This is a genomic window from Microbacterium sp. LWO13-1.2, from assembly GCF_038397725.1.
Classification (GTDB): domain Bacteria; phylum Actinomycetota; class Actinomycetes; order Actinomycetales; family Microbacteriaceae; genus Microbacterium.
Genome location: NZ_CP151634.1, coordinates 1123345 through 1149524, shown reverse-complemented (window position 1 = coordinate 1149524; position 26180 = coordinate 1123345). Strand labels below are relative to the sequence as shown.

General features: G+C 67.9%; 25 protein-coding genes. 11 read left to right on the top strand and 14 right to left on the bottom strand.

The window, feature by feature from the left end; all coding sequences use genetic code 11:
• Positions 1-68 precede the first annotated feature (68 nt).
• On the bottom strand, positions 69-779 hold the full coding sequence (locus tag MRBLWO13_RS05450; RefSeq protein ID WP_341976787.1) for an FCD domain-containing protein: 711 nt from the start codon (positions 777-779) through the stop codon (positions 69-71).
• 192 nt (positions 780-971) lie between these two features.
• Between MRBLWO13_RS05450 and MRBLWO13_RS05445 the strand changes: the two genes are divergently transcribed.
• Genes MRBLWO13_RS05445 through gnd form a run of 3 tightly spaced genes read left to right on the top strand, consistent with a single transcriptional unit; the run spans position 972 to position 4006 of the window.
• Complete coding sequence (locus MRBLWO13_RS05445; protein WP_341976786.1) at positions 972-2351, top strand: gluconate:H+ symporter; 1380 nt, start codon at positions 972-974, stop codon at positions 2349-2351.
• A gap of 2 nt (positions 2352-2353) precedes the next feature.
• The gene (locus tag MRBLWO13_RS05440) at positions 2354-2941 is read left to right on the top strand and encodes a gluconokinase (protein ID WP_341976785.1); all 588 of its coding nucleotides are present in this window, start codon (positions 2354-2356) and stop codon (positions 2939-2941) included.
• A 15-nt stretch (positions 2942-2956) separates the two neighbouring features.
• Positions 2957-4006, top strand: coding sequence for a phosphogluconate dehydrogenase (NAD(+)-dependent, decarboxylating) (gnd, locus tag MRBLWO13_RS05435; RefSeq protein WP_341976784.1), 1050 nt, complete (start codon positions 2957-2959; stop codon positions 4004-4006).
• Between the two features lie 41 nt (positions 4007-4047).
• On the opposite strand, the gene MRBLWO13_RS05430 is transcribed toward gnd, so the two are convergent.
• Positions 4048-4491 carry a helix-turn-helix domain-containing protein gene (locus tag MRBLWO13_RS05430; protein WP_341976783.1) on the bottom strand — a complete coding sequence of 148 codons (444 nt, stop codon included), beginning with the start codon at positions 4489-4491 and terminating at the stop codon, positions 4048-4050.
• Positions 4492-4552: 61 nt separating this feature from the next.
• Here MRBLWO13_RS05430 and MRBLWO13_RS05425 point away from each other — a divergent pair, with 61 nt between their 5' ends.
• Both MRBLWO13_RS05425 and MRBLWO13_RS05420 read left to right on the top strand, forming a co-directional pair.
• On the top strand, positions 4553-4918 hold the full coding sequence (locus tag MRBLWO13_RS05425; RefSeq protein WP_341976782.1) for a DoxX family protein: 366 nt from the start codon (positions 4553-4555) through the stop codon (positions 4916-4918).
• 25 nt (positions 4919-4943) lie between these two features.
• Entirely contained in the window at positions 4944-5753 is an 810-nt protein-coding gene (locus MRBLWO13_RS05420) for an alpha/beta fold hydrolase (protein WP_341978284.1), read from the top strand.
• A gap of 18 nt (positions 5754-5771) precedes the next feature.
• Here the strand turns inward: MRBLWO13_RS05420 and msrA are convergent, their stop codons facing one another.
• A complete protein-coding gene (gene msrA, locus MRBLWO13_RS05415) occupies positions 5772-6305 on the bottom strand; it encodes a peptide-methionine (S)-S-oxide reductase MsrA (protein ID WP_341976781.1) in 534 nt (177 codons plus the stop codon).
• Between the two features lie 195 nt (positions 6306-6500).
• On the opposite strand from msrA, the gene MRBLWO13_RS05410 reads away from it, so the two are divergent.
• Positions 6501-7418: a DUF808 domain-containing protein gene (locus MRBLWO13_RS05410; RefSeq protein ID WP_341976780.1), complete on the top strand. Its 918-nt coding sequence runs from the start codon at positions 6501-6503 to the stop codon at positions 7416-7418.
• A gap of 30 nt (positions 7419-7448) precedes the next feature.
• Positions 7449-7913, top strand: coding sequence for a hypothetical protein (locus MRBLWO13_RS05405; RefSeq protein WP_341976779.1), 465 nt, complete (start codon positions 7449-7451; stop codon positions 7911-7913).
• Between the two features lie 42 nt (positions 7914-7955).
• On the opposite strand, the gene pucL is transcribed toward MRBLWO13_RS05405, so the two are convergent.
• The 11 genes from pucL to aceB all read right to left on the bottom strand — a co-directional run bounded on the left by pucL (position 7956) and on the right by aceB (position 20217).
• Positions 7956-8870 (bottom strand): factor-independent urate hydroxylase, encoded by a 915-nt coding sequence (gene pucL / locus MRBLWO13_RS05400; protein WP_341978282.1) that lies wholly within the window; start codon positions 8868-8870, stop codon positions 7956-7958.
• Positions 8871-8915: 45 nt separating this feature from the next.
• Positions 8916-9269 carry a hydroxyisourate hydrolase gene (gene uraH, locus MRBLWO13_RS05395; RefSeq protein WP_341976778.1) on the bottom strand — a complete coding sequence of 118 codons (354 nt, stop codon included), beginning with the start codon at positions 9267-9269 and terminating at the stop codon, positions 8916-8918.
• Positions 9266-9763, bottom strand: coding sequence for a 2-oxo-4-hydroxy-4-carboxy-5-ureidoimidazoline decarboxylase (uraD, locus tag MRBLWO13_RS05390; RefSeq protein ID WP_341976777.1), 498 nt, complete (start codon positions 9761-9763; stop codon positions 9266-9268). Before uraD ends, uraH begins: the two co-directional genes overlap by 4 nt.
• A 3-nt stretch (positions 9764-9766) precedes the next feature.
• The gene (bcp, locus tag MRBLWO13_RS05385; RefSeq protein WP_341976776.1) at positions 9767-10255 is read right to left on the bottom strand and encodes a thioredoxin-dependent thiol peroxidase; all 489 of its coding nucleotides are present in this window, start codon (positions 10253-10255) and stop codon (positions 9767-9769) included.
• Positions 10252-12732, bottom strand: coding sequence for an allantoinase AllB (gene allB, locus MRBLWO13_RS05380; protein WP_341976775.1), 2481 nt, complete (start codon positions 12730-12732; stop codon positions 10252-10254). Before allB ends, bcp begins: the two co-directional genes overlap by 4 nt.
• Position 12733: 1 nt before the next feature.
• Complete coding sequence (gene gcl, locus MRBLWO13_RS05375; protein ID WP_341976774.1) at positions 12734-14530, bottom strand: glyoxylate carboligase; 1797 nt, start codon at positions 14528-14530, stop codon at positions 12734-12736.
• Positions 14531-14553: 23 nt separating this feature from the next.
• A complete protein-coding gene (locus MRBLWO13_RS05370; protein ID WP_341976773.1) occupies positions 14554-15432 on the bottom strand; it encodes a 2-hydroxy-3-oxopropionate reductase in 879 nt (292 codons plus the stop codon).
• A 57-nt stretch (positions 15433-15489) separates the two neighbouring features.
• The gene (locus tag MRBLWO13_RS05365; RefSeq protein WP_341976772.1) at positions 15490-16293 is read right to left on the bottom strand and encodes a TIM barrel protein; all 804 of its coding nucleotides are present in this window, start codon (positions 16291-16293) and stop codon (positions 15490-15492) included.
• 190 nt (positions 16294-16483) lie between these two features.
• Positions 16484-17311: a bifunctional allantoicase/(S)-ureidoglycine aminohydrolase gene (locus tag MRBLWO13_RS05360; RefSeq protein WP_341976771.1), complete on the bottom strand. Its 828-nt coding sequence runs from the start codon at positions 17309-17311 to the stop codon at positions 16484-16486.
• Between the two features lie 30 nt (positions 17312-17341).
• Entirely contained in the window at positions 17342-18595 is a 1254-nt protein-coding gene (locus MRBLWO13_RS05355) for an aldolase (protein WP_341976770.1), read from the bottom strand.
• A complete protein-coding gene (gene aceB, locus MRBLWO13_RS05350; RefSeq protein WP_341976769.1) occupies positions 18592-20217 on the bottom strand; it encodes a malate synthase A in 1626 nt (541 codons plus the stop codon). The genes MRBLWO13_RS05355 and aceB overlap by 4 nt, the downstream gene beginning before the upstream one ends.
• A 206-nt stretch (positions 20218-20423) precedes the next feature.
• Between aceB and MRBLWO13_RS05345 the strand changes: the two genes are divergently transcribed.
• The 4 genes from MRBLWO13_RS05345 to xdhC all read left to right on the top strand — a co-directional run bounded on the left by MRBLWO13_RS05345 (position 20424) and on the right by xdhC (position 26080).
• Positions 20424-21173 (top strand): IclR family transcriptional regulator, encoded by a 750-nt coding sequence (locus tag MRBLWO13_RS05345; protein ID WP_341976768.1) that lies wholly within the window; start codon positions 20424-20426, stop codon positions 21171-21173.
• A gap of 174 nt (positions 21174-21347) precedes the next feature.
• Entirely contained in the window at positions 21348-22856 is a 1509-nt protein-coding gene (locus tag MRBLWO13_RS05340; protein ID WP_341976767.1) for an FAD binding domain-containing protein, read from the top strand.
• Positions 22853-25228 carry a xanthine dehydrogenase molybdopterin binding subunit gene (gene xdhB / locus MRBLWO13_RS05335; RefSeq protein ID WP_341976766.1) on the top strand — a complete coding sequence of 792 codons (2376 nt, stop codon included), beginning with the start codon at positions 22853-22855 and terminating at the stop codon, positions 25226-25228. Before MRBLWO13_RS05340 ends, xdhB begins: the two co-directional genes overlap by 4 nt.
• A 12-nt stretch (positions 25229-25240) precedes the next feature.
• Positions 25241-26080, top strand: coding sequence for a xanthine dehydrogenase accessory protein XdhC (gene xdhC / locus MRBLWO13_RS05330; RefSeq protein WP_341976765.1), 840 nt, complete (start codon positions 25241-25243; stop codon positions 26078-26080).
• Positions 26081-26180 lie beyond the last annotated feature (100 nt).

Below are 26180 nucleotides of genomic sequence, written 5' to 3'. Positions count from 1 at the left end.
GGTGGGATCCACATCCCCCGGCGTTCTCGGCGTTCAGGCCGGGACTTCGAGCCGCTCCGCGCCGCCGGTCAGCTCTCCGGTGAGGAGACCGCCATCTCGACCATGGCCTCTGTCGACTCGGCGACGATCGCCTGCATCGCCCGCTCTGCCCCCGCCGCATCCCCGGACTGCACGGCAGCAGCGACATCCGCATGCAGCTGGAGGGCCGCCGCCTCGGCGACGGACGGCATCAGCGCGTGATGCGTACGCCCTTCGAGTACCGCGATGACGATAGACCCGAGGCTGGCGAGCATCACGTTGCCGGATGCCTGCAGCATCACGGTATGGAAGTCGATGTCGTGGCGGAGGTAGTCGTCGGCGTTGGCCGCACGCGCGGTCGAGGCCATTCCGATCACTGCCGCGGCGAGCGCGCCGCACTGCTCCGGAGTGGCGCGCTCGGCCGCGAGTCGCGCAGCCACGGGCTCGACGGCACCGCGCAGTTCGCTGAGACTGCGCAGCAATTCGACGCGATCGGGCCCGTCCAGGCGCCAGCGCAGCACGCGCGAGTCATAAGGACTCCACGAGTCGGGCGAGAGCACGGTGATGCCCACGCGCTGACGGGACTCCACCATGCCCAGCGATTCGAGCACGCGCACCGCCTCGCGGATCGCACTCCGGGAGGCCCCGAACTCGAGCACGGCCTGGTCCATGACGATGCGGCTGCCTGCGGGGCGCCGCGCCGCGCCGATGTCGGCACCCCAGCGCTCTACGATCACGTCGTGCAGCGGAGTCTGGCCCATGCCGCCAGGGTACGGGACGAGACCGATCTTTCCCCAGCTGATCGATCGATAACCACGTTATTTTAGACCGATCCTTGCAATAGTCCTACTATTTGGCTATCGTGGCTTCAAATATCTGACAGAAGCGCAGTCGCTCTCGCTGCACATCCCTCAATGGAGAGGAACACTATGGTTCCCTTGTCACTTCTGCCGATGGCCGATCCTGCACCGATCGTCCCCGTCGGCTCAGATGCGCAGCTGATCACGGCCGCGCTCATCGGCTTCACCGTCATCATCGTGCTGATCACCTGGCTGAAGGTGAATCCGTTCCTCGCCCTGACGGTCGGCGCACTCGGCGTCGGCATCGGTGCCGGAATGGCGACCGACCAGGCCCTGACCAGCTTCGCGACCGGCTTCGGCTCGACGATGGGCGGGGTCGGCGTCCTCATCGCCCTCGGCGCGATGTTCGGCAAGCTGCTCGCCGACTCCGGCGGTGCGGATCGTGTCGTCGACACCCTGGTCGCGCGTTCGAGCCCCCGCGCGCTTCCATGGACGATGGGTGTCGTCGGCGCTGTGATCGGCCTGCCGATGTTCTTCGAGATCGGGCTCGTCCTCCTGATCCCGGTGATCATCCTCGTCGCCCGCCGTTCCGGCGTCGCACTCATGAAGATCGCGATCCCCACTCTCGCCGGACTCTCCGCGATGCACGGCCTGGTACCGCCGCATCCGGGTCCCCTCATCGCGATCGACGCCCTCGGGGCGAACCTCGGACTCACCCTCGCGTTCGGCGTGATCATCGCCATCCCGACCATCATCGTCGCCGGCCCGCTGTTCAGCGGGTTCGCCGCGAAGTGGGCCCCGGTGCCGGTGCCGGACATGTTCGTCACCGCCGAAGATCAGGGTGAAGACGTCACCCGGCGTCCGCGCCCCTCGTTCATCGCGGCACTCGCCAGCATCCTCCTCCCCGTCGTGCTGATGATGGCCAAAGCGCTCTCAGCAGTCTTCGCACCCGACTCCACCGACGCGTGGAAGGGCTTCATCGACTTCATCGGAACACCCACGATCGCGCTGCTCATCACTCTCGTCTTCGGAATCTTCGTGCTGGGCGCCGGTGGCAAGATGAACCGCACGTCGGTCGCGCACTCGCTCGAGAGCAGCCTCCCGCCCATCGCGGCGATCCTGCTCATCGTGGGAGCCGGCGGCGCTTTCAAGCAGGTGCTGATCGACACCGGGATCGGCGAGGTCATCACCCGGGCCGTCCTCGAGAGCGGCATCTCGGTGCTGCTGCTCGGCTGGCTCGTCGCAGTGCTGGTCCGGATCGCGACCGGTTCCGCCACCATCGCCACCATCACGGCGGCAGGACTGATGACGCCGGTCGCCGCGACGCTTCCCAGCCCTGAGGTCGCGCTCCTCGTGCTCGCGATCGGCTCGGGATCGGTGTTCCTCTCGCACGTGAACGACGCCGGATTCTGGCTCGTCAAGCAGTATCTCGGCACGAGCCTCCCCCAGACGTTCAAGACCTGGACGGTGCTGGAGTGCCTCATCTCGGTCGTCGGCCTGGCCGGCGTGCTCCTTCTCGACCTGGTGGTGTGATCATGACGACGAACGAATCCGCATCTGAGACCGCCGTCAGGCCCGACCCGCCGATCGTGCTGGTGGTGATGGGCGTCTCCGGCTCAGGCAAGTCCACCGTCGCCGGCATGCTCGCCGGCCGCCTCGGCTGGGACCTCGAGGAGGGTGACGATCTTCACCCTGCGGAGAACGTCGCCAAGATGGCGTCAGGTGTGCCGCTCACCGATGAGGATCGGTGGCCCTGGCTCGACAAGATCGCCGCCTGGATCCACCTGCACACCGCATCGGGCACCCCGGCCATCATCACCTGCTCCGCGCTGCGCCGCGTCTACCGCGACCGGCTGAGCGGACCCGGTGTGGCGTTCGTGCATCTGGACGGCACGCGCGAAGCGATCGCGACCAGGCTGAGCAACCGGCTCGACCACTTCATGCCTCAGAATCTGCTCGGCTCTCAGTTCGCGACGTTGGAGCCACTGGAAGAGGACGAGAATGGTGTCGTCATCCAGCTCGGCCGCGGGCCGAAGGACGAAGTCAAAGAGATCATGCGCCGGCTGCGCCTCGAGGCGCTCCCGGCACCCGAATACAACGAGGACGGCCTGCTGGCCGACTGAGACGAAGGAGCAGGCATGCAACTCGGAATGGTCGGCCTCGGCCGAATGGGCGCCAACATCGCGCGGCGCATCATGCGCGATGGCCACGACTGCGTCGCCTACGACGTCAATCCCGAATCGGTCGCGGCCCTCGTCGCCGACGGGGCGACCGGTGCCACGAGCCTGGCCGACCTCGTCGCCTCGATGACCGCACCCCGCGCGATCTGGCTGATGATCCCGGCGGGATTCACCGGCGGGGTCGTCGACGAACTCGCCGCGCTCCTCGACCCCGGTGACATCCTCATCGACGGCGGCAACTCCAACTACCGTGACGATGTCCGTCGGGCGGCGGCGCTGCGGGAGCGCGGCATCGACTACGTCGACGTCGGAACCAGCGGCGGCGTCTTCGGTCTCGAACGGGGCTACTGCCTCATGGTCGGCGGTCCGGACGCAGCCGTCGCGACGATCGACCCGCTCCTGCAGACGATCGCCCCCGGATCGGGAGAGATCCCCCGCACACCCGGCCGCGACGGAGAGCTCGCCCCCGAAGAGCGTGGATACCTGCACTGCGGACCTGCCGGCGCGGGGCACTTCGTGAAGATGGTGCACAACGGCATCGAGTACGGCATCATGGCCGCGTTCGCGGAGGGACTCAACATTCTGGAGAACGCGGATGCCGGCATCCGCGAGGCGGAGCACTCCGCCGAGGTGGCGCCGCTGGAGGAGCCGGAGTTCTACCAGTTCGACATCGACACCGCGAAGGTGTCGGAACTGTGGCGACGCGGTTCGGTCATCTCCTCCTGGCTGCTCGATCTCACGGCGGCCGCGCTGCATGCGAACCCCACCCTGGACGGACTCGCCGGCCGCGTCTCCGATTCCGGCGAGGGCCGGTGGACCGTCAAGGCCGCCGTCGACATCGGCGTGCCCGTGCCGGTACTCGCCGCGTCGCTCTTCGAGCGCTTCGCATCACGCGATGAGGACCGCTTCGCCAACCAGGTGCTCTCCGCGATGCGACAGCAGTTCGGTGGACATCAGGAGCTTCCGGCCGGCGACGTCCTCGAGGCCGGAGGGAAGAAGGCCGACTGACGCGCTGACCTCAGTCATAGCCGGGATGATCGAGGTCGACGTCATCGATTCTTCCTCGCGTCGTACCGCGCACGGGACTTCTCGATGGCCGGGTGGTTCTCCATGGCCCAGTCGCCGATGGTCCGAGCGATCAGGATCAGCGTGCCGCCGAGTTCGGTCAATTCGTACTCGACCCGTGGCGGCACTTCGGCGTGAGTGGTGCGGGTGATCAGCCCGTCGCGTTCGAGCTGGCGAAGCGTGAGCGTCAGCATCCGCTGCGAGATCCCGGGGATGTGCCGCAGCAGTTCACTGAAACGAAGCCGATCACCCTGCAGGGTCGCGATGAGCAGCAGCGACCACTTGTCGCCGACCCGATCGAGCACCTCGCGGATGGCGCGTCCGGCATCTTCATCCACCGAGCACGAGCTCTCGTAGCCGGGGAATCCCGCGAGGGCGCTCTCATCCATGTGCGTCAGTGACACCGATGTGCCTTTTGTATCGGTCATGACTGTGCTCCATTCTTGTTACTGATCGTAACAAGCGCACAAGAAGGAACCTAGGAGAATCATGCTCATCGCCCTGTGGATCGTCAACGGACTGCTCGCCCTCGCGATGCTCGGCGGCGGCGCCATGAAGCTGATCACGCCGAAGGAGACACTTGCCGCACGAGGCATGGCATGGACCGAGGACTTCTCCGTCGGCGCCGTCAAGGCGATCGCGGCGCTCGAGGTCGTCGGAGCGCTCGGACTGATCCTGCCTCTGCTCACCGGTGTCGCGCCGATCCTCGCGCCGCTGGCCGGCGTCGGCCTCGCGATCATCATGATCGGCGCAACCGTCGTGCACCTGCGCCGCAGGGAGCCCTTCGCTCCCGCACTGGTTCTGGCTCTGCTGGGTGTGGCAAGCGCGGTACTCGGCTTCCTCGTCGTCCTCTGAGCCGTACCCGCCGGATGGGGCCATGATGGATGACGTGGCCCTTCCTCTCTCCGATCTGACGACGATGCCGGAGCCGCAGCATGTGTACACGGCTGATGGCATCAGGCTCGCGACGTACACCTGGGGCGATGTCGATGCCCCCGTGATCGTGGCCGTGCACGGCTTCGCGTCCAACGCCCGCGACAACTGGGTACTCACGGGCTGGGTGCGCGACCTCACCCGTGCGGGATACCGCGTGCTCGCCCTGGATCAGCGCGGACACGGCCTGAGCCAGAAGCCGCACCTGCCGCCGGACTACGCCATCCGCACCCTGGCGACCGACGTCGAGGCGGTGATGGACGCGTACCTCGTGGATGACGCGTTCTACGTCGGCTACTCGCTCGGCGCGCGGGTCGGCTGGGAAGTGGTCCGCGATCTGCCGCAGCGGATCGGGCGCGCGGTGCTCGGCGGTGTGCCGGACGGCATCCCCCTCGCCCGACTCGATCTCGACCAGGTGCGGGCATTCGTCGCCGACGGCACGCCGGTGCAGGATCCCACGACGCAGAACTACATCGCCCTCACCGAACGGGTTGCCGGCAACGACCTGCAGGCCCTCGTCGCTCTGGCCGAGGGGATGCGGCGGTCACGGACAATCGACCCGGATCCGGCGGATGCTCCGCCTCAGCCGATCCTGTTCGCCACCGGCTCGAAGGACGCCATCATCGAGGGCTCCCGGAATCTCGCCTCCGCGGCCCCGCAGGGACGCTTCTTCGAGATCCCGGACCGGAACCACTTCAACGCCCCGGGCTCGAGGGCGTTCCGCGAGACGGCGCTGGCGTTCTTCGCAGAGGCCTGACGCCGGCGATGCGCGGGGTCAGGCCTCGCGCCGCGGCAGCACCCAACCCGCACGAGGGAAGTGGCACGTGTAGCCGTTGGGGTAGCGGATCAGGTAGTCCTGGTGCTCGGGCTCGGCCTCCCAGAACGGCCCCTCCGGCTCGATCGCGGTGACGGCCTTCGCCGGCCAGAGGCCGGACGCATCCACGTCGGCGATGGTGTCGCGCGCGACCTGCTCCTGCTCGGGCGAGAGCGGGAAGATCGCCGAGCGGTAGCTCGAGCCGACGTCGTTGCCCTGGCGGTCCAGGGTCGACGGGTCGTGGATCTGGAAGAAGAAGGCGAGGATGTCGCGGTACGTCGTCTTGGTCGGATCGAAGACGATCTCGACGGCCTCGGCGTGCCCCGGGTGGTTCCGGTAGGTGGCGTGATCGTTCGATCCGCCGGTGTAGCCGACGCGCGTACCGAGCACGCCGGGCTGGCGGCGGATCAGGTCTTCCATGCCCCAGAAGCATCCGCCGGCGAGGACCGCCGTCTCAGCGCCTGGGGTGCGGGTGATGTTTCCGGTGTCGCTCATGGTGTCTGCTCCTCGATGCTGATGAGTCTGGTGCCGCCGGCTCGTGGCACCACCGGGTACAACGCACGGATGCTTCGTTTTGGTCCCGCGATGTCACCAGTCTTGCGCGTCCCGCTTCGGAGCGCACGCTCCGGCGTTCGCCGCGCCATCCGACGTGGATAGAGTTGCTAACCGAATCCACACACAGGGGGACACATGTCGGTTGGTCTGCTCGCCGTCGTCGACGACATCCTGAGCGCAGCGCTCAAGGCATCCGCGAAAGCCGCGGGCGTCGTCATCGACGATGCCGCCGTGACCCCGCAATACGTCCAGGGCATCACGCCCGCACGAGAGCTGCCGGTCGTCGGCAAGATCGCCCTCGGATCGCTGGCGAACAAGTTCCTCGTCATCATCCCGGCCGCACTTCTGCTGACGGCTTTCGCGCCGTTCGTGCTGCCGTACCTGCTCATCATCGGTGGCGCGTATCTGTGCTTCGAAGGCGCCGAGAAGGTGCTGGAGTGGTTCGGAGTGCAGCACGGACACGGCGAGGAGGAGTCCCGCGATGAGAAGCGCCTCGTCCTCGGCGCCGTGCGCACCGACCTGATCCTCTCCACTGAGATCATGCTCATCTCGCTCGCCGGCCTCGACGCGGACATGGGCATCTGGATGACCCTCGCCGTGCTCTCGGTCATCGCCCTGCTGATGACCGGTGTCGTCTACGGTGCAGTGGCGCTGCTGGTGAAGATCGACGACATCGGCTTGCGGATGGCCCAGAGCGGCACCGCGCACGTCGTCCGCACCGGCAACCGCATCGTGAACTCGATGCCCGCCGTGTTCCGCTTCATCAGCATCCTCGGGACCGTCGCGATGCTCTGGGTCGGTGGCCACCTCGTGCTCGTGAACCTCGCCGAGGTGGGTGTGCACTTCGGTGCCGACATCCTGCACGGCATCGAGCACGCCCTCGAACCTCTCGGGCCCGTCATCGTCTGGATCGGCGACACGCTCTTCTCCGCGATCGCCGGCCTGGCGTTGGGCCTCGCAATCGTCGGGCTGGTACTGCTGGTCGTGCGGATGCTGGGCAAGAAGCCGAACTTCCACGAGGGCGAGGTGTCCCCGGCAGACGTTCACGTCTGACCGGCCGCTGACCGACCAAAGGAGCCTCCCGTGACCGATGCTCTGCACCCCGCTCATTCGGCGACATCGACCAACCTGCGCGCCGCGGTCTTCGTCTGGATTTCCGCTCTCGGGCCGGCCATTCTTGCGTGGTACTCGCTGACCGCTGGATTCTCGATGCTCGGCGCAGAAGGCCTGAGCGGTGCATTCGCTCACGTCCCCCTTGCACTCGGCGTGCTCGCCGTCGTCCTTGTCGCTGCCACGATCTACCTCGGCGTCCTCGCTCACCGCGGATCCCGCATCGCTCTGGTCTGGTCGATCATCTTCGCCGCCCTGCAGGTGCTCATCCCGATTTTCCTCGCGCCGATGCCCTTGTCCGCTGCGCTCGACCCCGCCTTCGGGGGCGACAGGTCCGCCTATCTCCTCGTGGGCTTCGGTCCCATCGTGAGCGCGGTGCTCGCCATCATCGCCGTGATCATCATCGCGCGGTCACGCAAAACACCGGCGCGCACCTGAGGCTCATGCTGTCGTCATGAGCCTCAGGGCGTGCAGGGCTGTTCAGCAGAAGGAGGTCGCCGCCTCCCAAGCCTGCGGAACCTCGGCCTGTCCCTCGCGGGTCACGGTCGCCTCGATCAGGCCGTAGGAACGGTCGGAGGCGAAGAAGACCTCGTTCGGGTTGTCGAGTCCGAACGGGGAGAGATCGACGACGAAGTGGTGCTTGTTCGGCATCGACAGGCGGATCTCGGCGATCTCGGGGTGCGCTTCGAGCACGAGGCGCCCCATGTCGAACAGAGTCGTCTGCAGAGCTGCCGAATAGCGACGGGTGAATTCCTCCAGGAGCAGTCGCTTGACGTCGTCGTAGATCGCGGTGAAGTCGAGGTCTCGCGCACCTTCACCCTCGGCATAGCGCCAGCGAGCGGTGACATCGGTCGCGAGGATGCGGTCGGTCGTCTCCTGCAGCGAGGTGTATCGATCCTTGGGGTAGCCGACGAATCCCGACTGCGTGGTCTTCAGCACGGTGAGGCCCTTGAGCCCCGCGATGATGTGCCGCCTCTGCCCCTCGGCGACGACGACCGCGGTACGTGTGACCTGGCCGTTGCGGACGAACGAGTGATCGTGGTCTGCGCCGTCGACCTGGATGCGGTCCCAGGTGTAGCTCTCGGCGAGCCAACGTCCGCCGTCGACCCAGGCGAACTCACCCGTGAAGTGGTCGGACAGGCGCAGCAGGAACTTCTCGGGCGAGCCGATGCCGTCGCGGGCGAAGGCGAAGATGGTGTTCTTCTGGGTATCGGTGGCCACGACGTGCGCGTTGTCGCCCGCCAGGTGCGCGGCCTGGAAGTCGCCGCGCAACTGCGAGGTGACGTTCAGATCTTCGATCTCGTGTCGTTCGCTGTCGCGAGTCACCTTGACGACGCGGACCTCCGCTTTGCCGTATTGGTTGTGGCCCAGGACGATGCGGTCGGTCTCGGTCATGTTCTCGGTCTCCGTCGAGCGAGTCAGGGTGTCGGTCATGATGGTTCAGCTTCCTCGGTAGGTCGAATAGGCGAAGGGGCTCAGCAGCAACGGCACGTGATAGTGGCGTGCTTCGTCATCAATGACGAAGGTGAGCTGCGCCTCCGGAAAAAAGGTCGGAATGCTCCGGGTCGCGAAGTACGCTCCGGTGTCGAACCGGAGGCGGTAGGCGCCGGCGGGGACAGTCTCCGGGCCGAGCTGCTTCGCTCGGCCATCGGCATCGGTCACGGCTTCGGCCAGGAGCTGCCACTCCCCGTCACGGAGAGCGGACAACTGGACCGCCACACCAGAGGCGGGAAGCCCCTGCACGGCATCGAGCACGTGCGTCGTGATGTGCGAGACGGTAGGCGATGCACTCATGCGGTCACGGTTCCTTTCAATCGGAGCAGCGCGATCTCGCGCAGTTGACCTGCGACGACGCGTTCCTCGGCGACGGCATCATTCTGCAGGCGATCCTGCAGAATCGACAGGATCTGGTCGGCACTTCGGCCGGCAGCACGGATCAGGAAGACCCGACCGAACTGCTCTTCGTAGCGCCGGTTCCCCGCTTGAAGCGCCTGCTGGATCTCGCTGTCCGCGGGGTCGATGCCCGCCTGCTCCGAACGCGACATCGTCGCCTCGCGGCTCTGGCCGTCGGCACGCTCACCGATCCGCGGATGGTGCGCCAGAGCCGCCTCGATCTCTTGGGCGGTGAAGGGGTCGGCGGCTCGAGCGGCCTCAGCCAAGAAGTCGTCGACGGTGGCATACGGCCGGCGATCGGCGATCTCCTGACACCATCGCGTCACGTCGACGCAGGGCCGGAGCACGGCGATGGCGTCGCTCCGATCCGCGCGGTTGAACTCATCGAGCAGCATCCGTCACTCTCCGCTCTGCATCGCAAGCGACTCCCGGAGCCGGGCGACGTGCCCTGCCGGGTCGACGTTGTACTCGATCGACGTGACCACACCCGCTGCGTCGATGACGGCCGTCGTGCGGATCAATCCGTCGAAGGTGCGCCCGTTGCGGGTCTTCTGCCCCCACGCTCCCCACGCCTTGGCAACGTCCGCGCTCTCGTCGGAGAGCAGCGGGAAGCTCAGCTGCTCCTCCGCCGCGAACTCGGCGAGCTTCGCGACCGGGTCGGGCGAGATCCCGATGACCGCGTAGCCCGCCCCCTGGAAGGAGCCGAGATTGTCACGGAAGTCGCATGCTTCGGTCGTGCAGCCCGGGGTGAAGGCGGCCGGGTAGAAGTAGACGATCACCGGCGTGCCGCGCAGCTCTGCGAGGGTGCGCACCGTGCCGGTCGCGTCGGTGAGGGAGAAGTCGGGGGCGGTCTGACCGACCTCCAGTTCTTCTGAGGAGTTGATCATGAGCGTGCTCCATTCTCGATACCGGCGCGACGCAGCAGCCGTCCGCGCGGAACGTCCTTCTCGACCGGAATCCCGGCCAGGTAGGTCGACCGCACGACACCGCTCAGCTCGCGGCCGTCGTAGGGGGTGATCGGATGCCGGTGCGCCAGCGCCGCAGCATCCACGGTGAACGTCTCGTCAGGAGCGAAGACGGCGAAGTCCGCCGCGTTGCCTTCGCGGATGCGGCCCTTGTCGGACAATCCGACGCGATCCGCCGGCTTCGCGGACATGAGCGCGACGACGTGCTCGAGCGTGAGACCGCGTCGGCGGGCCTCCGTCCACACCAGCGGAAGACCCAGCTGCAGTGAGGCGATGCCACCCCACGCGACCGCGAAGTCTCCGTCGCCGGCGAACTTCATCTCGGGCGTGGAGGGCGAGTGGTCCGAGACGATGAAGTCGATCACACCGTCGGCGAGTCCTCGCCACAGCTCGTCGCGGTTGCCCTCCTCGCGGATCGGCGGGCAGCACTTGAACGCCGTGTTTCCGGCCGGAATGTCTTCGGCGGCGAGCGTCAGGTAGTGCGGACACGTCTCGACGGTCAGGTCGACGCCGTCGGCGCGGGCAGCGGCGATGCGGCCCAGCGAATCGGCGTTGGACAGGTGCAGGATGTGCGCCCGCACGCCGGTGTCGACGGCCCCGCGGATGACTTCGGCGATCGCCGCGTCCTCGGCGGACCGAGGGCGCGAAGCGAGGAACGGCGCGTACTCGCGGCTGCCCGGCTGCACGGATTCCTCGATGATGTGCGCGTCTTCGGCGTGCACGATCAACATCGATCCGAGGCCGGCGAGCACCGCCATCGCCTGACGCATCTCTTTCACCGACAGGTCGGGGAACTCGTCGACGCCCGACGGCAGCAGGAAGCACTTGAAACCGAAGACGCCTTCGTCGTGCAACGGCGCCAGGTCGGCGAGATTGCCCGGAACGGCACCGCCCCAGAATCCGACGTCGACGAAGACGCGGCCATCGGCGACGGCACGCTTCTCATCGAGGGCTGCGACCGAGACGGTCGGCGGGATGCTGTTCAGCGGCATGTCGACGATGGTGGTGACGCCGCCGGCTGCGGCGGCGCGCGTCGCGGATTCGAAGCCCTCCCACTCGGTGCGGCCGGGCTCGTTGACGTGCACGTGCGTGTCGACGAGGCCGGGGAGCAGCACCTCGTCGTCGGCGAGTTCGACGATGTGGTCGGCATCCAGTTCGGCCCCGGCAGGAGCGATCCGAGCGATGCGGCCAGCGCGCACGCCGATCTCAGCATCCGCGAATGCGCCGTCGATGAGCGCGCGGCCGCGAAGGACGACGTCGTAGCGTGGCACCGGCATGGCCCGCACCATACTCTCTGCGAGCTCTTCGAGCAGCACCCCGGCGTTCTTCATGCTCCGCTCGGGATCCGGCTCCAGCTCCGAGAGCGCGCGCACCCCGGCGAAACCGGCATCGGCGACGACCTCTGCGGAGAGCGTGCTGCGCCCGCACACGGCGTACACGGGAACCCCGGCAGCGGCTGCGGCACGGGCGACCCCGATCGGAGTCTTGCCCATCAGGCTCTGCTCGTCGAGGCTGCCCTCGCCGGTGATGACGGCATCAGCCCCGCGCAGACGATCGGCCAGAGCTGTCATCTCCAGGACGACGTCGATGCCCGCTCGTCGGACGGCGCCCAGAGCGATGGCCGCGAAACCGACCCCGCCCGCCGCTCCGGCGCCGGCACTCGACGCCGCCTCAGCGGCCGGGACCGGAAGCGCGCCACGGGCCGCGCCGAGCACCGCGACCAGATGCGCGAGTGCGGCATCCAGCACAGCGACATCGTCTGGCGAGGCGCCCTTCTGCGGGCCGAACACCGCTGCGGCGCCCGTCGGCCCGACGAGCACGTTGTCGACGTCGCTGGCGAGAACGATCTCCGCCTCGGCGATGCGCGGATCGAGGCCCGTCAGGTCGACCCCGGCCAGGCGCGCAAGAGCGGCACCACCGAGCGGAAGCTCGCGACCCGCATCGTCGAGGAAGCGCGCGCCGAGCCCTTGCAGCAGGCCGGCGCCGCCGTCGGTGGACGCACTGCCGCCGATTCCGAGCACGATCCGCCGGCATCCGGCATCCAGCGCCGCCCGCACGAGCTGACCGGTGCCCAGACTCGTCGCGCCGAGGGCGTCTTTGCGGCCCTCGGGAAGCAGATCGAGTCCTGATGCCCGCGCCATCTCGACGACCGCCTCATCATCGCGCACGGCGAACGCCGCCTCGACCTGCGCACCCGTGGGGCCGGCCACCACCGCGGTGCGCTGCTCGAACCCGGCTGCGAGCACGGCGTCGAGCGTTCCCTCGCCGCCATCGGCGACGGGGACGGTGAGGACTTCGATCGAGGAGTCGGCTCGACGAGCCCCCGAGGCGACCCGTTCGGCCACCTCGGGAGCCGTGAGCGACCCCTTGAACTTGTCCGGAGCGATGACCAGCCGCATGTCAGACCCTGGCGAGAGAGAGGATCGCCGTCGGAGCATCCTCCGGCGTGATCGCGAGATCTTCGAACTCGTTGATGCTGTCGATCTCGGCGCCCATCGGCACGTTGGTCACGCGCTCCAGGATCGCCTCGACCACGACGGGCACCTGGAACCGCTCGATGAGCGCCTGGGCCTCGGTGAACGCCGCGGCCAGATCCTCGGGCCGCTCCACACGGATCGCCTTGCAGCCCAGGCCCTCGGCGACCTTGACGTGGTCGACGCCGTAGCCGTTCGCCGTGCTGCCCTCGACGTGGGGCGAGTTGACGTTGTCGAAGGCGAGCGAGACGTGGTAATCCATGTCGAACGGGCGCTGCGACTGGCGGATGAGCCCCAGATAGCTGTTGTTCACCACGACGTGGATATAGGGCAGCTTGTGCTGCGCGCCCACCGCGAGCTCTTCGATCATGAACTGGAAGTCGTAGTCGCCGGACAGCGCGACCACGGTCTCCCCCGGCTTGCCGCGGACCACGCCGAGGGCGGCGGGGCCGGTCCAGCCGAGCGGCCCGGCCTGCGCGGCGTTGATCCACCGGCGAGGACCAAACACGTGCAGCAGCTGTGCGCCGGCGATCTGCGAGAGGCCGATGGTCGTGACGTAGGTGACGTCCTTGCCGAAGGCGCGGTTCATCTCCTCGTAGACGCGCTGCGGCTTCATCGGCACGTTGTCGAAGTGCGTCTTGCGCTGAAGCGTCGCCTTGCGCTCGCGGCTCTCCGCCGCCCATGCCGAGTAGTCCGGCAGGGTGCCAGCGGTACGACGCTCCCGAGCGACCTCGATGAAGGCGTCGAGGGCGGCCCCGGCATCCGAGACGATCCCGAAGTCGGGAGCGAACACGCGACCGATCTGCGTCGGCTCGATGTCGACGTGCACGAACGTACGGCCCTCGGTGTACTTCTCGACGCTGCCGGTGTGACGGTTCGCCCACCGGTTGCCGATGCCGATCACGAAGTCGGCCGCGAGCATGGTCTGGTTGCCGTAGCGGTGCGACGTCTGCAGACCCACCATGCCGGCGTTCAGCTCGTGGTCGTCGGGGATCGTGCCCCAGCCCATCAGGGTCGGGATCACCGGGACGCCGAGGATCTCGGCCAGCTCCACGAGCTGCTCCGACGCACCGGCATTGATGATGCCGCCACCCGCGACGATCAGCGGGCGTGCGCTCGCGGTGAGCATGTCGATCGCCTTCTCGGCCTGACGGCGGGATGCCGCAGGTCTGGCCACCGGAAGCGGCTCGTACGTGTCGATGTCGAACTCGATCTCGGTCTGCTGCACGTCGATCGGCAGGTCGATGAGCACCGGCCCCGGCCGCCCCTCGCGCATCAGCTGGAAGGCCTTCTGGAAGGCACCGGGAACCTGGGCCGCCTCGAGGACGGTCATCGCCATCTTCGTGAGCGGCTTCGCGATGGTCTCGATGTCGACCGCCTGGAAGTCCTCCTTGTGCAGCTTCGCCACCGGCGCCTGGCCGGTGATGCAGAGGATCGGCAGCGAATCGGCCCACGCGGCGTAGAGGCCGGTGATCATGTCGGTGCCGGCTGGGCCGGACGTGCCGATGCAGAGGCCGATGTTGCCGTCGGCGGCACGGGTGTAGCCGTCGGCCATGTGGGCTGCGCCCTCGACGTGACGGGCCAGGGTGTGCCGGATGCCGCCGTTGGCGCGCATCGCGGAGTAGAACGGGTTGATCGCCGCCCCGGGAAGGCCGAACGCCTCGGTGGCGCCCTCCTTCACCAGGATGGCCACGGCGGCATCCACCGCACGCATACGAGTCATGAGAGTCTCCTGTTTTCTGGACGTCAGCTGCGGCCGGCGAATGCGGCGGTCAGCTTGAAGAGTCCGGAGTGGTCGAGGCCGCCGTCGCCCTGCTGCACGGTCGAACCGACGAGCTGGGCCACGTGGGCGCCGAGCGGGATGGTGATGCCGGCCTGTCGTGCGGCGGCGGTGATGATGCCCATGTCCTTGTTGTGCAGGGCGAGGCGGAAGCCGGGGGCGAAGTCGCGATCGAGCATCTTCTGACCCTTCTGGTCGAGGACCTTGGAACCGGCGAGGCCGCCGCCGAGGACCTTGAGCGCGGCGTCCGTGTCGACGCCGTACGCCTCGAGGAAGATGATCGCCTCGGCGAGCGCCTGGATGTTCACCGCGACGATGAGCTGATTGGCGGCCTTGACCGTCTGTCCGGCACCGGCAGGGCCGACGTGGACGATGGTCTTGCCGACGGATTCCAGGATCGGGAGCGCGGCGGCGAAGTCCTCGTCGGTACCGCCGACCATGATCGACAGCGCGGCGTCGATCGCGCCCTGTTCGCCGCCCGATACGGGGGCGTCGACGGCACGCAGGCCGCCGGCGATCGCCTCTTCGGCGAGCTCCTTGGCCACGTCGGGACGGATGCTGGATGCATCGATCCACAGCGCACCCTGGCGGGCGTTGGCGAAGACGCCGTCTTCACCGCGGACGGCAGCCGCGACATCCGGCGAGTCCGGGACCATCGTGATGATGATGTCGGCGTCGGCGACGGCATCCGCGATACCGCTCGCGCCCTGGCCTCCGGCCTCGACGAGAGCGTCGATGCGGTCCTGAGTGAGGTTGAATCCGATGACGGAGTGGCCGGCGGCGAGGAGGTTCTTGGCCATGGGCAGGCCCATGATTCCGAGGCCGATGACTGCGATGCTGCTCATGATGTTTCCTTCTGTACGGGATGCGGCAGACGATGCTGCCGCAGAGTCGGGGGGGGTTCAGCGGGTCCCGCTGATGCTCTCGGTCGCCCAGGTGAAGGCGGTCTCGATGGGCGCCTTGTACTCGAGCCCGATGTAGCCGGAGTAGCCGAGTTCTTGACTGCGGGCGATCCAGGCGTCGATCGGGAGCGTTCCGGTGCCGGGAGCGCCCCGGCCCGGGTTGTCCGCGATCTGGATGTGACCGAACGACGGGGCGTGCTCCTCGATCACGGCCGCCACATCGTCGCCGTTGACGGCGAGGTGGTAGAAGTCCGCGAGGAGGGCGAGGTTGCGTGCGCCGGTCGAGGTGCGCACGTGGTCGATGACGTCGAGCGCCTGAGCCGCGGTGCGCAGCGGGTAGCGGTCGGCGCCGCTGACCGGCTCGACCAGCACGGTGCCCCCGATCGGGGCGATGGCCGCGGCCGCTGCGGCGAGGTTCTCCACCGCGACAGCATCCTGCGCCGCGGGATCGATGCCGACGATGCGGTTGCCGTACAGGGCGTTGAAGCCCTTGGTGCCAAGCATGTCGCCGATTCCCGCGACGACCGCGAGGTTGTCACGGAACTCGGCGCCGCGCGCCGGCCAGGACAACAGGCCGCGGTCTCCGCCCGGCATGTCGCCCGCGTTGAAGTTCAGGCCGGTCAGCCGCACTCCGGCGTCGCGGACCGCAGCGATGAACGCGTCGACCTCGGCATCCAGGGGCACCGACGTGGAGAAGGGCCACCAGAACTCGACCGCGTCGAATCCGGCCGCCTTCGCAGCCGCCGGACGCTCCAGCAGGGGCAGCTCCGTGAGGAGGATCGAGCAGTTCACCGTGTACGTCATCGTTCACTCGCTTTCACGTTTTCGGTTCCACGATACGGAAGAAGATTTCTACTAGATGAAACTATAGGCGAAGGGCAGGATCGCGTCAACCATCCGATCCAGGCTCGATCCGGACTCCGTCGGATACGCACGAACGCCTCGCACTCCGAGGAGTGCGAGGCGTTCGAGGGCTCTCGGGACTGACCCGCTGCTACCGGGTGCCGCCGGGGGTCAGCAGCACCTGACGGTTGACGTCCTTGTACAGCAGGTACCGGAACGGGCCGGGCCCGCCGGCGTAGCAGGCCTGCGGGCAGAAGGCGCGAAGCCACATGAAGTCCCCCGCCTCGACCTCGACCCAGTCGTCGTTGAGTCGGTACACGGCCTTGCCTTCGAGCACGAAGAGTCCGTGCTCCATCACGTGCGTCTCGGCGAACGGGATCGACCCGCCCGGCTGGAAGGTGACGATGTTCACGTGCATGTCGTGCGCGAGGTCGTCAGGGTCGACGAATCGTGTCGTCGCCCACGCACCGCCGGTGTCCGGCATCGGTCGGGGCTCGACATCCTGGTCACGCGTGACGAACGATGACGGCGCGTCGATGCCCTGCACCTTCTCATACGCCTTGCGCACCCAGTGGAATGAGGTCAGCGCCGAAGCGTCGTTGGACAGCGACCAGCTCTCGCCCGCCGAGAGATACGCGTAGCCGCCTTCGCCGAGCACGTGCGGCGCCCCCGCGATGGTGACCGTCAGCTCTCCGGTGGTGACGAAAATGACGCCTTCGACCGCCGCCTCCGGCTCGGGGTGCGCAGCGCCGCCACCCGGTTGGATCTCGACGATCAGCTGCGAGAACGTCGTCGCGAATCCCGCGATCGGCCGGGCGATGATCCACGAGCGCGTCTTCGTGAACCCCGGCAGGTTGCTGGTGACGATATCGCGCAGCACCCCTTTCGGAATGACGGTGTACGCCTCTTTGACGATGGCGCGATCGGTGAGCAGTTCGCTCTGGCCCGGTAGTCCTCCGGCCGGCGTGTAGTAGCCCATGTTTCTCCTCGGTGTGGGGTTGTTCGGCCGTCAGACGTGCACGAGCCGGGGGTGGGCGAGGGCGGTGAGGCCGTCGATGTCGATGCCGATGTCGGTGAGGATCTCATCACCGTCGATCGCGCCGCACTGCGCACCCCGCAACACGAACCACGCCAGCGCGCGAGCCGTCGCCGGTTCATCGAGCACGGCTCCCGTCGCCTGCTCGAGGTAGACGCGCAGCCGCGATGCGGCGTCGGGATACCCCTCGCGGTAGAAGGCATAGGTGGCCAGGTAGCGCGTCGGCAGCTGATGCGGGTGCAGATCCCAGCCCTGATAGAAGCCGCGCTCCAGCGATCGCCGGACGAGCCGCGCGTGCAGCTGCCATGCTTCCTCGGCGCGCTCACCGAGCGGCAGGATGTTGGTCGATCCGTCGGAGACGCGGATCCCGGTGCCGGCGACGGCGAGCTGCATGATCTCCTTGGCGAGGTCGGCGACCGGATGCTCCATGGATTGGCATTGCGCGGCGATGCCGAGTGAAGCGCTGTAGTCGTAGGTGCCGTAGTGCAGCCCCGAGATCCGCCCGGGAGCGGCCAGGGGCAGCTGCGCCAGCGGCGAGCGCCCGTCGGGTCCGAGCACGAGTTGCGGGGTCTCCACCTGCACTTCGAAGCGGATGCGACCGGGCGCCAGACCGTGCGCCTTTTCGAGCGTCTCCGCGACGTCGACCATCGCCTCGACCTGCGCCACCGTGGTCACCTTGGGCAGGGTGAGCACGAGTCCTTCCGGCAGGCCCCCGGCGTCGATCAGCCCACCGACGAAGAGGTCGAGGGTGCGCAATGCCCGCGCTCGTGTCGGCTTCTCGAAGCACTTGAAGCGGATGCCGATGAACGGCGGCGCCGTTCCGGCCGTGACGGCGGCCGACACCAGCGCGGCCGCCTGCACGGCATCCGCATCCTCGATGGGGCCGCGGTCGCCGTAGCCGTCCTCGAAATCCAATCGGAGGTCTTCGATGGGCTCTGCACGGAGTTTCGCCGCCACCCGGTCCGCGATGCTGTCGATGAGCGACGGCGAGATGCCGATGAGTTCAGCGAGCCGCGCCATGCCCCCGGCGCTCTCGACCGCGGCGAGCGCCTGTGCTCCCCACTCCGCGGCGAGCGCGGGGGCGAATCGGTCGGCCGGCACGTAGACGGTGTGCACCGGTTGGCGCGCGCCGCTGTCACCCGGGTACGCGCTCTCGAGCAGTTTGTCGGTCGCCGCGAGGCGATTCTCGATCCGCAGCAGGTCCGCATCGCCGAGTGCGGTGCTCACGCGGGTTCCCCGGCGTTCACGGAGTGGATGAGCAGCTCGTACGCGGGCAGGGTGAGGAAGTCGACGTAGTCGTCGTCGAGGCAGATCGTCGAGATGAGGCGAGCGGCCGGCTGATAGAACGTGGCGAAGTCGGCATCCGGAACCTGCGCGCGGAGCTTCGCGACCTCTTCGGTGAGGAGCCGCTCGACGAGTGCCGGGTTCACCTGCTCGCCCGTATCGGCGAGGCGGGTGCCGTTGCGGAGCTGCTGCCAGACCTGCGAGCGAGAGATCTCGGCAGTGGCCGCATCCTCCATCAGGTTGTTGATCGCGACGGCGCCGTTTCCGGAGAGCCACACGGCTGTGTAGGTGACCGCCACAGCGAGATTGGTTCGCAGGCCGACCTCGGTCGCACTCCCCGAAGCGGAAGCCACATCCAGCAGTTGATCCGCGGTGACCGACACCTCCGGCCGCTGGCGATCGAGCTGGTTGGGTCGCTCGCCGAGGACCGCATCGAAGACTTCACGGCACACCGGCACGAGGTCGGGATGCGCGACCCATGATCCATCGAACCCGTCGTTCGCCTCACGGGTCTTGTCGGCCCGCACCTTCTCGAACGCCGCCCTGGTCGCGTCGAGGTCGTTGCGGTTGGGCACGAAGGCGGCCATCCCGCCCATCGCGAACGCGCCTCGGCGATGACAGGTCTTGACGAGAAGCTCCGTGTACGCGCGCATGAAGGGGGCGGTCATCGCGACGTCGGCACGGTCGGGCAACGTGAAGGCCTCACCCTGATCGCGGAACACCTTGATGAGACTGAACAGATAGTCCCAGCGGCCCGCGTTGAGACCCGAGGCGTGGTCGCGGAGCTCGTAGAGGATCTCGTCCATCTCGAATGCCGCCGGAATCGTCTCGATCAGCACGGTGGCTCGGACCGTGCCCTGCGGGATGCCGAGCGCGTTCTGCGCGTGCACGAAGATGTCGTTCCAGAGCCGCGCCTCGAGGTGGCTCTCCATCTTCGGCAGGTAGTAGTAAGGCCCGTGCCCGTTGGCGATCAGCTGTCGTGCGGTGTGGAAGAAGTGCAGTCCGAAGTCGACGAGTGCTCCCGCCGTGGGCTCGCCGTCGACGAGCACATGCCGCTCCGGCAGGTGCCAGCCGCGAGGCCGGGCGACCACGGTGGGGCGATGCACGTCGGTGCGCAGCGCGTACGCCTTGCCGGCCGGGGACGTGTACGCGAGCGTGCCGCGTGCGGCATCACGGAGGTTCTTCACTCCGGCGACGACGTTCTCCCAGGTGGGGCTCGCGGCATCCTCCAGGTCTGCCAGCCAGATCCGTGCCTGCGAGTTGAGCGCGTTGATCGCCATCTTCGGCGGCGCCGCCGGTCCGGTGATCTCGACCCGCCGGTCCTGCAGGGCCTCGGGCGCGGGAGCCACCTGCCACTCGGATTCGCGGATGTGCGCGGTCTCCGGCAGGAAGTCCAGTCGTCCAGTGCGGGCGACCTCTGCTCGGCGCTCGCGACGTGCGTCGAGCAGCTCGAGCCGACGGGCATCGAACCGGCGATGCAACTCTTCGACGAAAGCGAGCGCATCGGCGGTGAGAATGTCTTCTGCGCCGTCGATGCGGCATTCACGGGTGATCTGGATGGTCATGCGACCGCTCCTCCTTCGTCGGCGCGAGCTCCGGGTCCGTTGTTCGTTATGTGGATATTAACCTCCACTATACGGAATTTCAAGAGTCGGCGAGTGGCTGATCTGACCATCCTGGCCCTCCTGCCCCGCGCCGCACCGATGGGATAGCCTGTTCGACAGATCATTTCCACGATGCGGATACTTTGCCGCAGACAAGAGGTTCGCGAATGCCCGCAGGCGCAACCGACGGCGTCAAGTCCGTCGCCCGAGTCTTCGACTTGCTTGAGCTCATCGCCGATGCCGGCGGTGACGTCACCCTGAGCGAGCTGTCGACCTCAGCGAACCTGCCGCTGCCGACGATCCATCGGCTGCTCCGCACGCTCGTCTCGCTCGGGTACGCACGCCAGCTCGCGAACCGTCGCTACGCACTCGGCCCGAAGCTGGTGCGCCTGGGCGAGGTGGCGAACCGCAAGTTCGGGCAGATCGCCATGCCTCAGCTGAAGGACCTCGTCGAGCGCCTCGGCGAAACGGCGAACCTCGCCACCATCGACGGCGACCGAGTGATCTACGTGTCACAGGCTCCTTCTCCGCATGCGATGCGAATGTTCACGGAGGTCGGGCGGCGCTCGTTCCTGCACTCGACCGGCGTCGGCAAGGCGATCCTCGCCCAGCTCGACGACAATGCCGTGCGCGAGATCATCGCCCGTACCGGAATGCCCCGCGCCACTGAGCGCTCTCTCGACTCCATCGATGCACTCCTGGCCGATCTCGCGCTGACGCGGGAGCGGGGATATGCGATCGACGACGGCGAGCAGGAGATCGGCGTGCGCTGCTACGCGATGTCCGTGCCCGACATGCCGGTGCTCACTGCGGTCTCGGTATCCGGCCCGGTCGCGCGCGTCGACGAAGGCTTCGCCGAGCGCTCCGTCCCGGTGCTGCGTGAGATCGTCGCGGAGATCTCCTCCCTCGCCACTTGACCACATCCTCAGACCGGCATACCCTTTCCATAGTTCAAAATTGCATTTCCGAATCATGGAATAAGGCAAAACGGACTCTCGATGGAAAAGGGACGGCCCGGAGCATAGACTCGCATCACTCGAGTCGGAACCGGCACCGCTCCCCGCACCACCGCCGGATCTGAGGAGATCTCCATGAATGACATCGCCGTCAACGTCAATGGCAAGCGCCGCCCACTCGCCGGCACCGCAGCTCATGCGACCGCGCTCGACTGGCTGCGCGACACCGGACTGACCGGAAGCAAAGAGGGCTGCGCCGAAGGCGAGTGCGGTGCGTGTGCGATGCTGCTGGCCACGCCGACGCCGGATGGCGGCACGGCCTGGACTCCGGTGAACGCGTGCCTCGTGCCCGTCTACGCCCTCAACGGCCAGGAGATCGTCACGGCCGAAGGACTGGGATCGTCGGAGGCCCTGCATCCGGTCCAGGAGAAACTGGCCGAGGCGGGAGGATCTCAGTGCGGCTACTGCACCCCCGGTTTCGCGTGCAGCATGGCGGGCGAGTTCTACCGCAGCGACCGCGCGCCCCAGGCTGTCGATGAGCACGCCGACGGATGCCCCGAGCATGACGCCGAGCACGGACCGAACGGCTTCGACCTGCACGCCCTCAGCGGCAACCTGTGCCGCTGCACCGGCTACCGCCCCATTCGCGATGCCGCGTACACCCTGGGCTCCCCGGAGCAGAACGACCCGCTGCAGCAGCGACTGACACAACCCGCACCCCGCGCCATCCCGACGGATGCCGAGGTCGAGGGGGCACGCTTCATCCGCCCGGCCTCCCTCGACGAAGCACTGCGGTTGCTGCGCGATGAGCCGGATGCGCTCCTGGTCGCCGGTTCCACCGACTGGGGTGTCGAGGTGAACATCCGCGGCCGCCGAGCCCCGCTCGTCATCGCGATCGAACAGCTCGAGGAGCTGCGCACCCTGAACGTCACCGACGACGTCGCCTCCGGCGCCGATGGCGACATCGAGATCGGCGCAGCCCTCTCGCTGTCCGAGATCGAGAAGCGCCTGGACGGCGCGGTGCCGCTGCTGGCCCAGTTGTTCCCCCAGTTCGCCTCCCGTCTGATCCGCAACCGGGGAACGCTCGGCGGAAACCTGGGCACCGGCTCGCCGATCGGCGATACGCCGCCGGCGCTCCTCGCCCTCGGGGCGCGCCTCGTGCTGGCATCCGCCGCCGAAGACGGCTCCGGGGTCGTCGAGCGCGAGGTCGACCTCGCCGAGTACTTCACCGGATACCGCCAGACCGTCAGGCGTTCCGACGAGCTGATCCGCGCGATCCGCATCCCGCGGCCATTGGCGCAGGTCACGGCCTTCCAGAAGATCGCCAAGCGGCGCTTCGACGACATCTCCAGCGTCGCCATCGCCTTCGCTCTCGACATCGAAGACGGGATCGTCACCGCGGCCAGGATCGGCCTGGGCGGCGTCGCCGCCACGCCGCTGCGCGCCCGTGCCACCGAGGACGCCCTGATCGGACGGCCGTGGAACATCGCGACCGTGCGTGCGGCATCCGAAGTCCTCGGCAGTGAAGGCACCCCGATGTCGGATCACCGTGCGAGCGCGGACTACCGCTCGCTCATGCTCAACACCGCACTGCTGAAGCTGTACAGCACGACGGTCGTCGAATCGAAGGAGGTGTCGGCATGAGCGCTCTCGCCGATCGTCCGGCCAACTCCGTCGTCGGAACCCGTGCACCGCATGAGAGCGCGGTGCTCCACGTCACCGGGGCGGCCATGTACACCGATGACCTCGCCGCGCAGACCGCGGGGGTGCTCACCGCGTGGCCGGTGCAGTCGACCAACGCGCACGCGAAGGTCACCATCGACGTCTCCGGAGCGTACGAGGTTCCCGGTGTCGTCCGCGTGCTCACCGCCGACGACGTGCCAGGGGTCAACGACGCCGGCATCAAACACGATGAGCCTCTCTTCCCCAGCGAGGCGATGTTCTACGGGCACGCGCTGGTGTGGGTGCTCGGCGAGACGCAGGAGGCCGCCCGTCTCGGCGCCGAACGCGTCACGGTCGAGTACGAGCCGCTGCCGTCACTGATCACCGTGCAGGAGGCCATCGCGGCCGGTTCGTTCCAGGGCATCGCCCGAACCGTGCAGCGCGGGGATGCGGCATCCGCCCTGACCTCCGCGGCGCACGTCTTCGAGGGCAGCACCGAATTCGGCGGCCAGGAGCACTTCTACCTCGAGACGAACGCCTCACTCGCGCTGCGCGACTCCGAGGGTCAGTACTTCGTGCAGTGCTCGACACAGCATCCCTCCGAGACGCAGGACATCGTCGCCCACGTGCTCGGAATCTCCGCCAGCGAGGTCACCGTGCAGTCCCTGCGCATGGGCGGCGCTTTCGGCGGCAAGGAGATGCAGCCTCACGGTTTCGCCGCCATCGCGGCGTTGGGCGCCAAGCTCACCGGTCGCCCGGTGCGTCTGCGGTTGAACCGCACACAGGACATCACGATGACCGGCAAGCGGCATCCGTTCCTCATCGACTGGAAGGTCGGCTTCGACGCCGACGGCCACCTGCAGGCGCTGGATGCCGTGCTCACCTGCGACGGCGGGTGGAGCCTCGATCTCTCGGAGCCGGTGCTCGGGCGCGCGCTCTGCCACCTCGACAACGCCTACTGGATTCCGAACGTGCACGCGCACGGACGGATCGTCAGGACCAACAAGGCCTCGAACACGGCGTTCCGTGGCTTCGGGGGTCCGCAGGGCGTGTTCCTCATCGAAGACATCCTGGGCCGGGTCGCCCCCGCGCTCGGCATCGACCCGCTCGAGCTGCGCCGCAAGAACTTCTACCGGCCTGGTCAGTCCACCCCCTACGGCCAGCTGGTGAAGGATGCCGACCGGATGGTGACGATCTGGGACCAGCTGCACGGCGAGGCCGACATCGATGCCCGTCGCGCCGAGATCGCCGCCTTCAACGCCACCAGCCCGCACGTGAAGCGAGCACTGGCGATGACTCCGGTGAAGTTCGGCATCTCGTTCAACTTCGCGGCCTTCAACCAGGCCGGCGCGCTCGTGCACGTGTACAAGGACGGCTCCGTTCTCATCAATCACGGCGGCACCGAGATGGGCCAGGGCCTGCACACGAAGATGATGCAGGTGGCGGCGACCGCGCTCGGGCTGGAGCTGCACCAGGTGCGGCTGGCTCCCACCCGCACCGACAAGGTGCCCAACACCTCGGCGACCGCGGCGTCGTCGGGCGCCGACCTCAACGGCGGTGCGGTGAAGAACGCGTGCGAGCAGATCCGTGAGCGGATGGCGAGCGTCGCCGGGCGCATGCTCAACGTCAACGAACGCGACGTGCAGTTCGAGGGCGGTTACGTGACCGGCCTCGGCAACCGCGACCAGCGCCTGACCTTCGGCGAGGTCGCCAACGCCGCCTACCTGCAGCGCGTGCAGCTCTTCGCTGCGGGGTACTACCGCACCGAGGGCCTGCACTGGAATCCAGAGATCATGCAGGGTTCGCCCTTCAAGTACTTCGCCTACGGGGCTGCGGCGACCGAAGTCGAAGTCGACGGATTCACGGGCGGTTACACGCTGCGCCGCGTTGACATCGTGCACGATGTCGGCGACTCGCTCTCTCCGATGCTCGACATCGGCCAGATCGAGGGCGCGTACGTGCAGGGCGCCGGCTGGCTCACGCTCGAGGAACTGCGCTGGGACACCGGCGACGGCCCGAACCGCGGTCGGCTGCAGACCCAGTCCGCGTCGACGTACAAACTGCCCAGCTTCTCGGAGATGCCGGAGCAGTTCCATGTGCGCCTGTTCGAGAACGCCCGCGAGGACGGCGCCGTGTACGGGTCCAAAGCCGTCGGCGAACCGCCGTTCATGCTCGCTTTCAGCGCGCGTGAGGCGCTCCGTGAAGCGGTCGCCGCCTTCGGCCCGGCCGGACGCACTGTCGAGCTCGGTTCGCCCGCCACCCCGGAGGCCGTCTTCTGGGCGGTCCGCGCGGCGCAGCAGGCGGCCGACCCGGCATCCGATCACACCGAGCGCGAGCTCGCGGCCGCTCGCTGAGCGGAGTCTTCGATGGACTGGCTCGACGCTCTGCAGGACCTGCGCTCACAGCGGGTGCCCGCCGTCGTCGTGACCCTGGCCGTCGTGCGCGGCCACGCGCCCCGCAATGGCGGCGCGAAGATGGTGGTCTCCCCCGACGATGTCTTCGGAACCGTCGGCGGGGGCAACCTCGAAGCGACGGCGATCGAGAAGGCCAGGGAGATGCTCGCGGCAGGAGCCGCCGAGCCCGAGCTGCTGGCACTCACGCTCAGCGACAAGGCCGTCACCGAGTACGGTGTGCAGTGCTGCGGAGGAGAGGTCACCATGTTGCTCGAGCCGATGCGCGTGACGCCGACGATCGCGATCTTCGGCATCGGCCATGTCGGGCTCGAGCTCTCCCGCATCCTCGCCAGACACGAGCTGGACCTGCACCTGATCGACTCACGACGCGAGATGCTCGCGCCCGATCGGGTCGGCGCACCCGGTGCCTCCGGCCTCTTCGCGGACAGTGTCGCGCGGGTGCACATCACGCACGCGCCGGTGCCGGAAGCCGCCCTGACCGGACTCCCGCCTGGCGCACACGTGCTCGTGATGACGCATGACCACGTCGAAGACCTCGCCGTGGTCGATCAGTCGCTGCGCACCGACGGCATCGCGTCGATCGGTCTCATCGGCTCGTCGTCGAAATGGTCGCGCTTCCGGAAGAAGCTGCTCGAGCTCGGCCAGACCGAGAGCGATCTCGCGCGGGTGACCACTCCCATCGGCATCCCCGAGGTACCGGGCAAGCAGCCGGCGGCCATTGCCGTCAGTGTCGCCGCCCGGATGCTGCAACTCATCGACGAGGCAGCGCCCGTCGACGTCTCGCGCGACTGACTCGCCCGGCAGCCTCCAGCATCCGCCCCGCCGCAGATGCGCGTCGCATACCGCCGCGGGTACACCCGCATGCCGAGAGTACAGATGTCTGCTGAGATCG

Bases quoted from the DNA above. Each gene is read 5' to 3' on its own strand.
- MRBLWO13_RS05450 (WP_341976787.1), bottom strand. From the start codon at position 779: ATGGGCCAGACTCCGCTGCACGACGTGATCGTAGAGCGCTGGGGTGCC.
- MRBLWO13_RS05445 (WP_341976786.1), top strand. From the start codon at position 972: ATGGCCGATCCTGCACCGATCGTCCCCGTCGGCTCAGATGCGCAGCTG.
- MRBLWO13_RS05440 (WP_341976785.1), top strand. From the start codon at position 2,354: ATGACGACGAACGAATCCGCATCTGAGACCGCCGTCAGGCCCGACCCG.
- gnd (WP_341976784.1), top strand. From the start codon at position 2,957: ATGCAACTCGGAATGGTCGGCCTCGGCCGAATGGGCGCCAACATCGCG.
- MRBLWO13_RS05430 (WP_341976783.1), bottom strand. From the start codon at position 4,491: ATGACCGATACAAAAGGCACATCGGTGTCACTGACGCACATGGATGAG.
- MRBLWO13_RS05425 (WP_341976782.1), top strand. From the start codon at position 4,553: ATGCTCATCGCCCTGTGGATCGTCAACGGACTGCTCGCCCTCGCGATG.
- MRBLWO13_RS05420 (WP_341978284.1), top strand. From the start codon at position 4,944: ATGGATGACGTGGCCCTTCCTCTCTCCGATCTGACGACGATGCCGGAG.
- msrA (WP_341976781.1), bottom strand. From the start codon at position 6,305: ATGAGCGACACCGGAAACATCACCCGCACCCCAGGCGCTGAGACGGCG.
- MRBLWO13_RS05410 (WP_341976780.1), top strand. From the start codon at position 6,501: ATGTCGGTTGGTCTGCTCGCCGTCGTCGACGACATCCTGAGCGCAGCG.
- pucL (WP_341978282.1), bottom strand. From the start codon at position 8,870: ATGACCGAGACCGACCGCATCGTCCTGGGCCACAACCAATACGGCAAA.
- uraH (WP_341976778.1), bottom strand. From the start codon at position 9,269: ATGAGTGCATCGCCTACCGTCTCGCACATCACGACGCACGTGCTCGAT.
- uraD (WP_341976777.1), bottom strand. From the start codon at position 9,763: ATGCTGCTCGATGAGTTCAACCGCGCGGATCGGAGCGACGCCATCGCC.
- bcp (WP_341976776.1), bottom strand. From the start codon at position 10,255: ATGATCAACTCCTCAGAAGAACTGGAGGTCGGTCAGACCGCCCCCGAC.
- allB (WP_341976775.1), bottom strand. From the start codon at position 12,732: ATGCGGCTGGTCATCGCTCCGGACAAGTTCAAGGGGTCGCTCACGGCT.
- gcl (WP_341976774.1), bottom strand. From the start codon at position 14,530: ATGACTCGTATGCGTGCGGTGGATGCCGCCGTGGCCATCCTGGTGAAG.
- MRBLWO13_RS05370 (WP_341976773.1), bottom strand. From the start codon at position 15,432: ATGAGCAGCATCGCAGTCATCGGCCTCGGAATCATGGGCCTGCCCATG.
- MRBLWO13_RS05365 (WP_341976772.1), bottom strand. From the start codon at position 16,293: ATGACGTACACGGTGAACTGCTCGATCCTCCTCACGGAGCTGCCCCTG.
- MRBLWO13_RS05360 (WP_341976771.1), bottom strand. From the start codon at position 17,311: ATGGGCTACTACACGCCGGCCGGAGGACTACCGGGCCAGAGCGAACTG.
- aceB (WP_341976769.1), bottom strand. From the start codon at position 20,217: ATGACCATCCAGATCACCCGTGAATGCCGCATCGACGGCGCAGAAGAC.
- MRBLWO13_RS05345 (WP_341976768.1), top strand. From the start codon at position 20,424: ATGCCCGCAGGCGCAACCGACGGCGTCAAGTCCGTCGCCCGAGTCTTC.
- MRBLWO13_RS05340 (WP_341976767.1), top strand. From the start codon at position 21,348: ATGAATGACATCGCCGTCAACGTCAATGGCAAGCGCCGCCCACTCGCC.
- xdhB (WP_341976766.1), top strand. From the start codon at position 22,853: ATGAGCGCTCTCGCCGATCGTCCGGCCAACTCCGTCGTCGGAACCCGT.
- xdhC (WP_341976765.1), top strand. From the start codon at position 25,241: ATGGACTGGCTCGACGCTCTGCAGGACCTGCGCTCACAGCGGGTGCCC.